The following is a 10,183-nucleotide window of genomic DNA, read 5'->3' as shown; positions in this document are numbered from 1 at the left end:
CGATCCCAGGTCGGACCGGCCTTCTCTGTCGCTATCTCGGGCAGGTGTCCGCAAACGCGAACAAGACGCCCACCCCTCGGTTCATTCGGGGCCCGGCATCTTCGAAAACTATCCGACTTGGATGCGGGCTTCTTAATGGATTCACACGGCGGTCGTCAACCGCTCCTAGAAGATTCGGTCACCCCTTGCTGCGCTTTTTTGCAGACTTTGCAGAGGTTTTCCGGGTTCCCTTGGTCGCCTTGGCGGCGGCCTTGGAGGCCTTCTTCGCGGCCTTTTTCACGGTCTTGGCCGCCTTCTTTGGAGCTGCTTTCGCAGCTTTTTTCGCGGATTTGGCGGCTTTCGGCGCCTTTTTGGCGGCTTTCCCGGCCTTCTTGGCAGCCTTTTTGGCCGGCGCCTTGCTCGCCGCCTTGCCGCTCCGCTTGGCGGGGCTGGCCTTCTTGGCTGCCCGGCTGCCGCTGGTCTTGCCCACCGCAGCGAGGATCCGGCCGATCTCCTCGGTCACCTCTTCGATCGGCATCATGCCGTCGACGGTCGCCAGCATCCGGTGGTCGGAATAATAGTGGATCAGCGGCTCGGTCTGGTCGCGATAGCTGTGCAAACGCTTGGTCAGCACCTCGGGGGTGTCATCGGCCCTGACAGCCTCGCCACGGGCGCGGGTCTCGGCTGCGCGGCGCTCGACGCGCTCCAGCAGGACGCCCTCGTTGACCCGGAGTTCGATGACCGCGTCCAGATTCATCTGCTTCTGCTTGAGCAGCGCATCCAGCGCCTCCGCCTGCGGCACCGTGCGCGGGAAGCCGTCGAGGATGAAACCGTTGGCCGCGTCCGGCTGCTCGATCCGGTCGGCGATGATGCCGACGACGACCTCGTCCGGCACCAGGCCGCCGGCGGCCATGATGTCCTTCGCTTTCAGCCCGATCGGCGTCTGCGCCGCCACGGCGGCGCGCAACATGTCGCCGGTCGAGAGCTGAACGATGCCGTATTGCTGAACCAGGCGCTGCGCCTGCGTGCCCTTGCCCGAGCCGGGCGGTCCCAAGAGAATGAGTCTCATCTAAATTTCGCCCCCCGGCACACGGTGAGCGACCTTCCCGCACACCCTGTTCTTGGCTTTTTGGTTCCCGGGCCGCGATCCGCCGCTGTCAGCGGCGGCGACCCCGCAGCTTCGACTTCCTGATCAGCCCCTCATACTGATGGGCGAGCAGATAACCCTGAACCTGCGCCACGGTATCCATCGTAACGCTGACCACGATCAGAAGCGAAGTGCCACCAAAGTAGAACGGGACGGAAGCGTAGGAAATCAGAATTTCCGGGATCAGACACACGATCGCCAGATAGATGGCGCCGAGCACGGTGATCCGGGACAGCACGTAATCGATGTATTCCGCAGTGCGCTCACCGGGGCGGATGCCCGGGATGAAGCCGCCATGCTTCTTCAGATTGTCGGCCGTCTCGGTCGGGTTGAACACGATGGCGGTGTAGAAGAAGGCGAAGAACAGGATCAGCGCCAGATACAGCACCAGGAACAGCGGCCGGCCGTGGCCGAGCTGCGTGGTGATCCACTGGAACCACTCGGGGCCCTTGCCGGCATTGAAGTTCGCCACCGTGGTCGGCAGCAGCAGCAGCGACGAGGCGAAGATCGGCGGGATCACGCCCGAGGTGTTGAGCTTCAGCGGCAGGTGCGAGGACTGGCCCTCGAACATCTTGTTGCCGACCTGCCGCTTCGGATACTGGATCAGGAGCCGGCGCTGGGCGCGCTCCATGAACACGATGAAGGCGATCACGGCGACCGCCATCACGATGACGATCAGGATCAGGCCGGTCGACAGCGCGCCCTGGCGGCCGAGCTCGAGCATGTTGGCGAGCGCCGACGGCAGCTCGGCGACGATGCCGGACAGGATGATCAGCGAAATACCGTTGCCGATGCCGCGCGAGGTGATCTGCTCGCCCAGCCACATCAGGAACATGGTGCCGCCGGTCAGGGTAATCGCGGTCGACAGGCGGAAGAACAGGCCGGGATCGGCAACGACATTGCCGGCGCCCTCGAGGCCGACGGCGATGCCATAGGACTGCACTGCAGCAAGCAGCACGGTCAGATAGCGGGTGTACTGGTTCAGCATCTTGCGGCCCGCCTCACCCTCTTTCTTGAGGGCTTCGAGCTGCGGCGAGACGGTGGTCAGGAGCTGGATGATGATCGATGCCGAGATGTACGGCATGATGTTCAGCGCGAAGATCGCCATGCGGTGGATGCCGCCGCCGGCGAACATGTTGAACATGCCGAGAATGCCGCCGGCCTGGGTGCGGAACACCGAATCCCAGATATTCGGGTCGATGCCGGGCAGCGGAATATAGGTGCCGAGGCGGTAGACCAGCAGCGCACCGAGGGTGAACCAGATGCGCTTCTTCAGCTCATCGGCTTTTGCAAGCGCGCCGAAATTGAGGTTTGCCGCAAGTTGTTCCGCTGCTGAGGCCATGTCTTAGCTTTCTCCCGCCGCCCTTCTTGACCGCATCAGCCCCGCGAGGGCTCGCGGGGCTTGGGCAGACGTCGGATATTATCTGGTGCGCAGACGCCTGCTGTCCATTGCCCTGCCCCCTTCAGCATAAGCCGACGGCAGGGCAATGACGCAGAAGTTACGCCGCTTCGCCTTCGTCCTTGGCCGGAGCCAGGAGCTTGACGGTGCCGCCGGCCTTCTCGACTGCGGCGATCGCCGGCTTCGAGGCGCCGTGCACCTCGATGTTGATCTTGGCCTTGAGCTCGCCACGGCCGAGCAGACGCACGCCGTCCTTGGCGCGACGCAGCGCGCCCGACTTCACCAGCGCCTCGGCGTTGATCACGCTGCCGGCGTCCAGCTTCTTGGCATCGATCGCCTGCTGGATCCGGTCGAGATTGATCTCGACGAAATCGAGCGCGAAGATGTTGTTGAAGCCGCGCTTCGGCAGACGGCGATGCATCGGCATCTGACCGCCCTCGAAGCCCTTGATGCGCACGCCGGAGCGCGCGGTCTGGCCCTTGCCGCCACGGCCCGAGGTCTTGCCCTTGCCGGAGCCGATGCCGCGGCCGACGCGCATGCGCTTCTTGCGCGCGCCGGCGTTGTCGGCGATATCGCTGAGCTTCATCGCCCTTCTCCTTACTTCTCGTCGACGATGCGGACGAGATGATGAACCTTGGTGATCATGCCGCGCACCGCCGGCGTATCCGGCAGCTCGGTCACACGGCCGATCTTGTTGAGCTTCAACCCGATCAGCGTCGAGCGCTGCGAGTGATGCCGGCGGATCGGGCTGCCGATCTGCTCGATCTTGATGGTCTTGGCGTCAGCCATTGTCCTTAACTCCGGGATGCGCCGGCCAGAGGCGGCGCGCGTTCGTTAGTCGGCGGCTGCCTCGGCATCGCCACCGACGCGGCGGGCCTGCAGGGTCGACACCTTGATGTTGCGGCGGGCAGCGACCGAGCGCGGGCTATCCTGATGCTTCAGTGCGTTGAAGGTCGCGCGCACCATGTTGTACGGGTTGGACGAGCCGATCGACTTCGCCACCACGTCCTGGATGCCCAGCGTCTCGAACACGGCGCGCATCGGACCGCCGGCGATGATGCCGGTACCGGCCGGAGCGGCACGCAGATAGACGCGGCCCGCACCGTGACGACCGAAGATGTCGTGGTGCAGGGTGCGGCCCTCGCGCAGCGCGACCCGGGTGAGATTGCGCTTGGCGGAGTCGGTCGCCTTGCGGATCGCCTCCGGCACTTCGCGCGCCTTGCCGTGGCCGAAGCCGACCCGGCCCTTCTGATCGCCGATCACGACGAGCGCCGCAAAGCCGAAGCGCTTACCGCCCTTCACGACCTTCGCGACTCGGTTGATGTGGACGAGCTTGTCCACGAACTCGCTGTCGCGCTCCTCGCGCTCCTTGCGATCGCGACCGCCTCGTTCCCGTTCACCTGCCATGGTGCTATCCAATCTTCTGAGGGGCTCTCGCGCCCATATCCATTGATGTTAGAAGCTCAGCCCGCTCTCGCGCGCCGCATCGGCCAGCGCCTTGACGCGCCCGTGATAGAGATAGCCGCCGCGATCGAACACGACTTCCTTGATCCCGGCCTTCACCGCGCGCTCGGCGAGCAGCTTGCCCACCGCCTTGGCCGCATCGATGTCGGCACCGGTGTTGCCGGCCGCGCGCATCTCCTTCTCCATCGACGACGCCGAGGCGAGCGTCTCGCCCTTCTGGTCGTCGATGACCTGAGCGTAGATGTGCTTCGACGAACGGAATACCGACAGACGCGGACGGCCGCCGGCGGAGCGGCGCAGCGACAGCCTCACGCGCTGCTTGCGCCGGGCATTCGTAACCTTTGCTCTCGACATGTCCGGCTCCGTTACTTCTTCTTGCCTTCCTTGCGGAAGATGAATTCACCCGCGTACTTCACGCCCTTGCCCTTGTAGGGCTCCGGCGGCCGGTAGGCGCGGATTTCGGCGGCCACCTGGCCGACGCGCTGCGGGTCGATGCCCGTGATCGTGATCTCGGTCGGCTTCGGCACGGCGATCGTGATGCCTTCCGGGATCTGGTAGACGACGTCGTGGCTGTAGCCGAGCGCGAGCTGCAGGTTCTTGCCCTGCATCGCGGCGCGGTAGCCGACGCCGGTGATCTCGAGCTTCTTCTCGAAACCCTTGGTGACGCCCTCGACCAGGTTGGCGATCTGGGCGCGCGCGGTGCCGTAGAGCGAGCGGGCGCGCTTGGTCTCGGCGCGCGGGGCAACCTTGACCTGGCCGTTCTCGAACTTCACCTCGACGTCGTCATGGACGAGGAACTGAAGCTGACCCTTCGGGCCCTTCATCTTGACGGTCTGACCGTCGACGGTGGCGGTCACACCGGACGGCACCGTCACAGGCTTCTTGCCAATACGTGACATGGCTCAATCCTTCTTAGAACACCGTGAAGAGAACTTCACCGCCGACATTCGCGTCACGCGCGCTATGGTCGGCCATGATTCCCTTCGGCGTCGACAAAACAGAAATTCCGAGCCCGTTGTTCACGCGCGGCAGGTTCTTCACCGAGGTGTAGACGCGCCGGCCGGGCTTGGAGACGCGCTCGATCTCGCGGATCACGGGCTCGCCGTCGAAATATTTCAGCTCGATCTCGATCTCGCTGCGGCCCGACGGATGCTCCATCGTGGCATAGCCGCGGATGTAGCCTTCGGACTTCAGCACTTCGAGCACGCTGGCGCGCATCTTCGAGCCGGGGGTCGTGACCTTCGACTTCGAGCGCATCTGCGCGTTGCGGATGCGGGTGATCAGATCGCTGATGGGATCGTGCGTTGACATGTTCGACCCTCCTTACCAGCTCGACTTCACGAGGCCCGGAACCAGGCCCTTGGAACCGAGCTCGCGCAGCGCGATGCGGCTCAGCTTGTTCTTGCGGTAGTTCGACCGCGGCCGGCCCGTCAGCTCGCACCGGTTGCGGATGCGGGTGGTCGACGAGTTGCGCGGCATTTCGGCAAGCTTCAGGGTCGCGGCGAAGCGCTCCTCCATCGGCTTGTCCTTGTCGGCGATGATCGCCTTCAACCGGGCGCGCTTCGGAGCGGCGTTCTTCGCCATCTTCTTGCGCCGGTTGTTCTTCTCGACTGAACTCTTCTTTGCCATGCTTGGCTCCTGGGTATCCGCGTTTGAGAAGCTTGAACTCAGCTGCTCACTGCCGGAACGGGAAATTGAATGCGGTCAGAAGGGCACGGGCCTCGTCGTCGGTCGTCGCGGTGGTGCACACCGTGATGTCCATGCCCCAGCTCTCCCCGGCCTTGTCGAAATCGATCTCGGGGAAAATGATGTGCTCCTTGATGCCGAGCGAGTAGTTGCCGCGGCCGTCGAAGCTCTTCGGGTTCAGGCCGCGGAAGTCGCGGACGCGCGGCAGCGCGACGTTGATCAGGCGGTCGATGAACTCGTACATCTTGGCCTTGCGCAGCGTGACCTTGCAGCCGATCGGCTGGTTCTCACGCAGCTTGAAGGTCGCGATGGCGACGCGCGAATAGGTCACGACCGCCTTCTGGCCGGCGATCAGGGACAGGTCGGCCGCCGCCGTCTCCGCCTTCTTGCGGTCGTTGACGGCTTCGCCGATGCCCATGTTCAGCACGACCTTGTCGAGCCGCGGCACCTGCATGACGTTGGCGTAGCCGAACTTCTCGGTCAGCGCGCTCTTGATCTTGCGGTCGTATTCCGTGCGGAGGCGCGGGGTGTAAGCGGTCTCAGCCATCGATCTCAACTCCCGAGCTCTTGGCAACGCGGACCTTCTTGCCGTCCGCCTGAATCTTGAATCCGATGCGCGTCGCCTTGCCGTCCTTGCCGACATAAGCGACGTTCGACAGGTGGATCGGCGCTTCCTTGGTGATGATGCCGCCCTCCTGGTTCTGCGTCTGCTTCTGGTGACGCTTCACCAGGTTGATGCCGCGAACCAGGGCCGTGCCGTCATCCGGACGCACTTCGAACACCTCGCCGGTGCGACCCTTGTCGCGGCCGGTCAGGACGATCACCTTGTCGCCCTTGCGGATCTTGGCAGCCATCACAGCACCTCCGGCGCGAGCGAAATGATCTTCATGTGGTTCTTGGCGCGCAGCTCGCGCGGCACCGGCCCGAAGATACGGGTGCCGACCGGCTCCGACTGGTTGTTGATCAGGACGGCCGCGTTGCGGTCGAAGCGGATCACCGAGCCGTCGGCGCGGCGGATGTCCTTGCGGACGCGCACCACGACGGCCTTCATGACGTCGCCCTTCTTCACCTTGCCACGCGGAATGGCTTCCTTGATCGACACCACGATGATGTCGCCGACGGTGGCGTAGCGGCGCTTCGAGCCGCCCAGCACCTTGATACACATAACACGGCGTGCGCCGGAATTATCGGCCACGTCGAGGTTGGTCTGCATCTGAATCATTGATGCACCTCGTCCTCTTCATCTGCTGCGCAGGAAAGCTGCGCCTTTTATGATCCCGAAAGCGAAACCGGCCCGTTCGATCAGGGCCGCGTCACGCGCCTCAGGCGGTTTTCTTGTGCTCGCCCCGGACCACGGTCCAGCGCTTCAGCTTCGAGATCGGCTTGCTCTCCTCGATCCACACCATGTCGCCCGGCTTGAACTCGTTGTTCTCGTCGTGGGCGTGGTAGTTCTTCGAGCGGCGGATGGTCTTCTTGTAGATCGGATGGGTGAAGCGCCGGTCGACGCGCACGACCACCGTCTTGGCCTGCTTGTCGCTGACGACAACGCCCTGGAGGGTCCGTTTCGGCATGTCGAGCCTCTTACTTCGTCTTGGCGCGCTGCTGCGCGGCGATGGTCTTGATACGGGCGATGTCGCGGCGCGCCTCGCGCAGGCGGGCGGTGTTCTCGAGCTGCCCGGTGGCGCGCTGGAAGCGCAGGTTGAAACGCTCCTTCTTCAGATTGACGATCGCATCGTCCATCTGGTCGGGGCTCATCGCGCGAATGTCGGCAATCTTCATCTCGGCCATGACCATTACTCCGCAATGCGTTCGACGAAGCGCGTCTTGATCGGCAGCTTGGCAGCGGCCAGCAGCAGCGCCTCGCGGGCGATCTGGTTGCTGACGCCGTCGATCTCGAACATCACCCGGCCCGGCTTGACGCGGGCCACCCACAATTCCGGCGAACCCTTGCCGGAGCCCATGCGGACTTCGGCCGGCTTCTTCGACACCGGCAGGTCCGGGAACACGCGGATCCAGACGCGGCCGGCGCGCTTCATGTGACGGGTCAGCGCACGACGGGCGGCCTCGATCTGGCGCGCGGTCACGCGATCCGGCTCCATCGCCTTCAGCCCGAACTGGCCGAAGGCCAGCGTCGCGCCCGAGGACGCAACGCCGTGGATACGGCCCTTATGCGCCTTTCGGAACTTGGTCTTCTTTGGTTGCATCATGGCTTTGAGCCCTCAAACCTGTCTTGTCGCGGCTGATCGATCAGGCCGCGTCGCGGCGCGAACGCGGCGACGGGCTTTCGCCACCGCCCTCGTTCATCCGCTTGTCCTGTGCCATCGGATCGTGCTCGAGGATCTCGCCCTTGAAGATCCAGACCTTCACGCCGCAAGTGCCGAAGGTGGTGAACGCGGTGGCCACACCGTAGTCGATGTCGGCGCGCAGCGTGTGCAGCGGCACGCGGCCCTCGCGGTACCACTCCATGCGGGCGATTTCCGCACCGCCCAGACGACCCGAGCAGTTGATGCGGATGCCCTCGGCGCCGAGACGCATCGCCGACTGCACGGCGCGCTTCATGGCGCGGCGGAACGCGACGCGGCGCTCCAGCTGCTGCGCGATCGACTCGGCGACCAGCGTGGCATCGAGCTCCGGCTTGCGGATCTCGACGATGTTGATGACGACGTCCGACGAGGTGATGTCGGCGACGCGCTTGCGCAGCTTGTCGATGTCGGCGCCCTTCTTGCCGATCACGACGCCCGGACGCGCCGAGTGGATCGTGACGCGGCACTTCTTGTGCGGACGCTCGATCACGATGCGGGCGACGGCCGCCTGCTTGAGCTCCTTGTGCAGGATCTCGCGGATCTTGACGTCTTCATGCAACAGCTTGCCGTACTCGGCCTTGCCGGCGAACCAGCGCGAATCCCAGGTCCGGTTGATGCCGAGACGCAGACCGATCGGATTGATCTTTTGACCCATCGTATTCTCCCAGCGCCCGACTTTACGCGCTCGCCTCGACCTGACGAACAATGATCGTCAGCTGCGAAAACGGTTTGAAAACTCGGCCCGAACGGCCACGGCCGCGCGGCGAGAAACGCTTCATCACGATTCCCTTGCCGACGAAAGCCTGCGAGACGACGAGATCGTCGACCTCGAGCTCGTGGTTGTTCTCGGCATTGGCGATCGCCGATTCCAGGCACTTCTTGACGTCGACCGCAATCCGCTTGCGCGAGAACTGCAGGTCGGCGAGGGCGGCCGACGCCTTGCGGCCGCGGATCATCTGCGCCACCAGGTTCAGCTTCTGCGGACTCACCCGAAGCATCCGGGCCACAGCCTTGGCCTCGTTGTCGGGGAGGCTCCGTTCGCGCTTTGGTTTGCTCATCGCTTAATCCTCAAGCCTTCTTGGCTTTCTTATCGCCCGAATGGCCGTGGAAGGTGCGGGTCGGCGAGAACTCGCCGAACTTGTGGCCAACCATTTCCTCGTTGACCGCGACCGGCACGTGCTTCTGGCCGTTGTAGACGCCGAACGTCAGGCCGACGAACTGCGGCAGGATGGTCGAGCGGCGGCTCCAGATCTTGATGACGTCGTGACGGCCGGACGCGCGCGCCGCATCTGCCTTCTTGAGCAGCGACGCCTCGACGAACGGGCCTTTCCAGACTGAACGAACCATGTCCGTCGTTCCTTACTTCTTCCGCTTGTGGCGGCTCAAGAGAATGAATTTGTCGGTCGACTTGTTGGTGCGGGTCTTCTTGCCCTTGGTGGGCTTGCCCCACGGAGTGACCGGGTGACGACCGCCCGAGGTACGGCCTTCGCCGCCGCCGTGCGGATGGTCGATCGGGTTCATCGCGACGCCGCGGTTGTGCGGGCGGCGGCCCATCCAACGCTTGCGGCCGGCCTTGCCGATCGAGGTGTTCATGTGGTCCGGGTTCGACACCGCGCCGATGGTGCCGCGGCAGCGGCCATGCACCAGGCGCTGCTCGCCCGAGTTCAGACGGACGATCACGTAGTCCTGGTCGCGGCCGACGATCTGGGCATAGGTGCCGGCCGAACGTGCGAGCTGGCCGCCCTTCCCGATCTTGACCTCGATGTTGTGCACGATCGTGCCGACCGGCATGTTGCCGAGCGGCATGACGTTGCCCGGCTTCACGTCGACATAGTTGCCGGCGACGATGGTGTCGCCCACCGCCAGGCGTTGCGGCGCCAGGATGTAGGCGAGCTCGCCGTCCTGATACTTGACCAGGGCGATGAAGGCCGTGCGGTTCGGATCATACTCCAGGCGCTCGACGGTCGCGGGAACGTCGACCTTGTCGCGCTTGAAATCGACCGTGCGGTACGACTGCTTGTGGCCGCCGCCGAGGAAGCGAACCGTGATGCGGCCGGTGTTGTTGCGACCGCCGCTCGACAGCTTGCCTTCGGTCAGCGCCTTGACCGGCTTGCCCTTGTACAGGGCCGAACGATCGACCATCACCAGCTGGCGCTGGCCCGGCGTCGTGGGGTTGAATGTCTTCAGTGCCATGGCAGCTCAGCC

The 10,183-nt window shown here is 64.4% G+C and carries 19 protein-coding genes; all 19 read right to left on the bottom strand.

What is annotated here, in order from left to right:
* Nucleotides 1-178: 178 nt before the first annotated feature.
* Nucleotides 179-1,048 (bottom strand): adenylate kinase, encoded by an 870-nt coding sequence (locus tag BRAS3809_RS17790; RefSeq protein WP_008963478.1) that lies wholly within the window; start codon nt 1,046-1,048, stop codon nt 179-181.
* 88 nt (nt 1,049-1,136) lie between these two features.
* Complete coding sequence (gene secY / locus BRAS3809_RS17785; RefSeq protein WP_008963477.1) at nt 1,137-2,468, bottom strand: preprotein translocase subunit SecY; 1,332 nt, start codon at nt 2,466-2,468, stop codon at nt 1,137-1,139.
* A gap of 157 nt (nt 2,469-2,625) precedes the next feature.
* Nucleotides 2,626-3,111: a 50S ribosomal protein L15 gene (gene rplO / locus BRAS3809_RS17780; protein WP_008963476.1), complete on the bottom strand. Its 486-nt coding sequence runs from the start codon at nt 3,109-3,111 to the stop codon at nt 2,626-2,628.
* 11 nt (nt 3,112-3,122) lie between these two features.
* The gene (rpmD, locus tag BRAS3809_RS17775; RefSeq protein ID WP_008963475.1) at nt 3,123-3,314 is read right to left on the bottom strand and encodes a 50S ribosomal protein L30; all 192 of its coding nucleotides are present in this window, start codon (nt 3,312-3,314) and stop codon (nt 3,123-3,125) included.
* A 45-nt stretch (nt 3,315-3,359) separates the two neighbouring features.
* Nucleotides 3,360-3,932, bottom strand: a complete 573-nt coding sequence (rpsE, locus tag BRAS3809_RS17770; RefSeq protein ID WP_006611855.1) for a 30S ribosomal protein S5 — start codon at nt 3,930-3,932, stop codon at nt 3,360-3,362.
* A 48-nt stretch (nt 3,933-3,980) separates the two neighbouring features.
* Nucleotides 3,981-4,343, bottom strand: coding sequence for a 50S ribosomal protein L18 (gene rplR, locus BRAS3809_RS17765; RefSeq protein WP_008963474.1), 363 nt, complete (start codon nt 4,341-4,343; stop codon nt 3,981-3,983).
* A gap of 11 nt (nt 4,344-4,354) precedes the next feature.
* Nucleotides 4,355-4,888, bottom strand: a complete 534-nt coding sequence (rplF, locus tag BRAS3809_RS17760; protein WP_008963473.1) for a 50S ribosomal protein L6 — start codon at nt 4,886-4,888, stop codon at nt 4,355-4,357.
* A gap of 13 nt (nt 4,889-4,901) precedes the next feature.
* A complete protein-coding gene (gene rpsH / locus BRAS3809_RS17755; RefSeq protein WP_006611852.1) occupies nt 4,902-5,300 on the bottom strand; it encodes a 30S ribosomal protein S8 in 399 nt (132 codons plus the stop codon).
* Between the two features lie 12 nt (nt 5,301-5,312).
* Nucleotides 5,313-5,618 (bottom strand): 30S ribosomal protein S14, encoded by a 306-nt coding sequence (gene rpsN, locus BRAS3809_RS17750; RefSeq protein ID WP_035656627.1) that lies wholly within the window; start codon nt 5,616-5,618, stop codon nt 5,313-5,315.
* Nucleotides 5,619-5,664: 46 nt separating this feature from the next.
* Nucleotides 5,665-6,222 (bottom strand): 50S ribosomal protein L5, encoded by a 558-nt coding sequence (gene rplE, locus BRAS3809_RS17745; RefSeq protein ID WP_006611850.1) that lies wholly within the window; start codon nt 6,220-6,222, stop codon nt 5,665-5,667.
* Nucleotides 6,215-6,529 (bottom strand): 50S ribosomal protein L24, encoded by a 315-nt coding sequence (gene rplX / locus BRAS3809_RS17740; RefSeq protein WP_008963471.1) that lies wholly within the window; start codon nt 6,527-6,529, stop codon nt 6,215-6,217. The genes rplE and rplX overlap by 8 nt, the downstream gene beginning before the upstream one ends.
* Complete coding sequence (gene rplN, locus BRAS3809_RS17735; RefSeq protein ID WP_006611848.1) at nt 6,529-6,897, bottom strand: 50S ribosomal protein L14; 369 nt, start codon at nt 6,895-6,897, stop codon at nt 6,529-6,531. Before rplN ends, rplX begins: the two co-directional genes overlap by 1 nt.
* 100 nt (nt 6,898-6,997) lie before the next feature.
* A complete protein-coding gene (gene rpsQ, locus BRAS3809_RS17730; RefSeq protein WP_008963469.1) occupies nt 6,998-7,246 on the bottom strand; it encodes a 30S ribosomal protein S17 in 249 nt (82 codons plus the stop codon).
* 10 nt (nt 7,247-7,256) lie between these two features.
* Nucleotides 7,257-7,463, bottom strand: coding sequence for a 50S ribosomal protein L29 (gene rpmC / locus BRAS3809_RS17725; protein ID WP_006611846.1), 207 nt, complete (start codon nt 7,461-7,463; stop codon nt 7,257-7,259).
* Between the two features lie 5 nt (nt 7,464-7,468).
* Complete coding sequence (gene rplP / locus BRAS3809_RS17720) at nt 7,469-7,882, bottom strand: 50S ribosomal protein L16 (RefSeq protein WP_008963467.1); 414 nt, start codon at nt 7,880-7,882, stop codon at nt 7,469-7,471.
* A 40-nt stretch (nt 7,883-7,922) separates the two neighbouring features.
* Nucleotides 7,923-8,633 (bottom strand): 30S ribosomal protein S3, encoded by a 711-nt coding sequence (rpsC, locus tag BRAS3809_RS17715; protein ID WP_006611844.1) that lies wholly within the window; start codon nt 8,631-8,633, stop codon nt 7,923-7,925.
* Nucleotides 8,634-8,655: 22 nt separating this feature from the next.
* Nucleotides 8,656-9,036 (bottom strand): 50S ribosomal protein L22, encoded by a 381-nt coding sequence (gene rplV / locus BRAS3809_RS17710; RefSeq protein WP_006611843.1) that lies wholly within the window; start codon nt 9,034-9,036, stop codon nt 8,656-8,658.
* Nucleotides 9,037-9,046: 10 nt separating this feature from the next.
* The gene (gene rpsS, locus BRAS3809_RS17705; protein ID WP_008963465.1) at nt 9,047-9,325 is read right to left on the bottom strand and encodes a 30S ribosomal protein S19; all 279 of its coding nucleotides are present in this window, start codon (nt 9,323-9,325) and stop codon (nt 9,047-9,049) included.
* Between the two features lie 12 nt (nt 9,326-9,337).
* The gene (rplB, locus tag BRAS3809_RS17700; protein ID WP_008963464.1) at nt 9,338-10,171 is read right to left on the bottom strand and encodes a 50S ribosomal protein L2; all 834 of its coding nucleotides are present in this window, start codon (nt 10,169-10,171) and stop codon (nt 9,338-9,340) included.
* Nucleotides 10,172-10,183: the final 12 nt, after the last annotated feature.

It is taken from the genome of Bradyrhizobium sp. STM 3809 (genome assembly GCF_000239795.1).
Lineage (GTDB): Bacteria > Pseudomonadota > Alphaproteobacteria > Rhizobiales > Xanthobacteraceae > Bradyrhizobium.
This window is presented reverse-complemented; position numbering and strand designations above follow the sequence as displayed.

Bases quoted from the DNA above. Each gene is read 5' to 3' on its own strand.
- BRAS3809_RS17790 (WP_008963478.1), bottom strand. From the start codon at position 1,048: ATGAGACTCATTCTCTTGGGACCGCCCGGCTCGGGCAAGGGCACGCAG.
- secY (WP_008963477.1), bottom strand. From the start codon at position 2,468: ATGGCCTCAGCAGCGGAACAACTTGCGGCAAACCTCAATTTCGGCGCG.
- rplO (WP_008963476.1), bottom strand. From the start codon at position 3,111: ATGAAGCTCAGCGATATCGCCGACAACGCCGGCGCGCGCAAGAAGCGC.
- rpmD (WP_008963475.1), bottom strand. From the start codon at position 3,314: ATGGCTGACGCCAAGACCATCAAGATCGAGCAGATCGGCAGCCCGATC.
- rpsE (WP_006611855.1), bottom strand. From the start codon at position 3,932: ATGGCAGGTGAACGGGAACGAGGCGGTCGCGATCGCAAGGAGCGCGAG.
- rplR (WP_008963474.1), bottom strand. From the start codon at position 4,343: ATGTCGAGAGCAAAGGTTACGAATGCCCGGCGCAAGCAGCGCGTGAGG.
- rplF (WP_008963473.1), bottom strand. From the start codon at position 4,888: ATGTCACGTATTGGCAAGAAGCCTGTGACGGTGCCGTCCGGTGTGACC.
- rpsH (WP_006611852.1), bottom strand. From the start codon at position 5,300: ATGTCAACGCACGATCCCATCAGCGATCTGATCACCCGCATCCGCAAC.
- rpsN (WP_035656627.1), bottom strand. From the start codon at position 5,618: ATGGCAAAGAAGAGTTCAGTCGAGAAGAACAACCGGCGCAAGAAGATG.
- rplE (WP_006611850.1), bottom strand. From the start codon at position 6,222: ATGGCTGAGACCGCTTACACCCCGCGCCTCCGCACGGAATACGACCGC.
- rplX (WP_008963471.1), bottom strand. From the start codon at position 6,529: ATGGCTGCCAAGATCCGCAAGGGCGACAAGGTGATCGTCCTGACCGGC.
- rplN (WP_006611848.1), bottom strand. From the start codon at position 6,897: ATGATTCAGATGCAGACCAACCTCGACGTGGCCGATAATTCCGGCGCA.
- rpsQ (WP_008963469.1), bottom strand. From the start codon at position 7,246: ATGCCGAAACGGACCCTCCAGGGCGTTGTCGTCAGCGACAAGCAGGCC.
- rpmC (WP_006611846.1), bottom strand. From the start codon at position 7,463: ATGGCCGAGATGAAGATTGCCGACATTCGCGCGATGAGCCCCGACCAG.
- rplP (WP_008963467.1), bottom strand. From the start codon at position 7,882: ATGATGCAACCAAAGAAGACCAAGTTCCGAAAGGCGCATAAGGGCCGT.
- rpsC (WP_006611844.1), bottom strand. From the start codon at position 8,633: ATGGGTCAAAAGATCAATCCGATCGGTCTGCGTCTCGGCATCAACCGG.
- rplV (WP_006611843.1), bottom strand. From the start codon at position 9,036: ATGAGCAAACCAAAGCGCGAACGGAGCCTCCCCGACAACGAGGCCAAG.
- rpsS (WP_008963465.1), bottom strand. From the start codon at position 9,325: ATGGTTCGTTCAGTCTGGAAAGGCCCGTTCGTCGAGGCGTCGCTGCTC.
- rplB (WP_008963464.1), bottom strand. From the start codon at position 10,171: ATGGCACTGAAGACATTCAACCCCACGACGCCGGGCCAGCGCCAGCTG.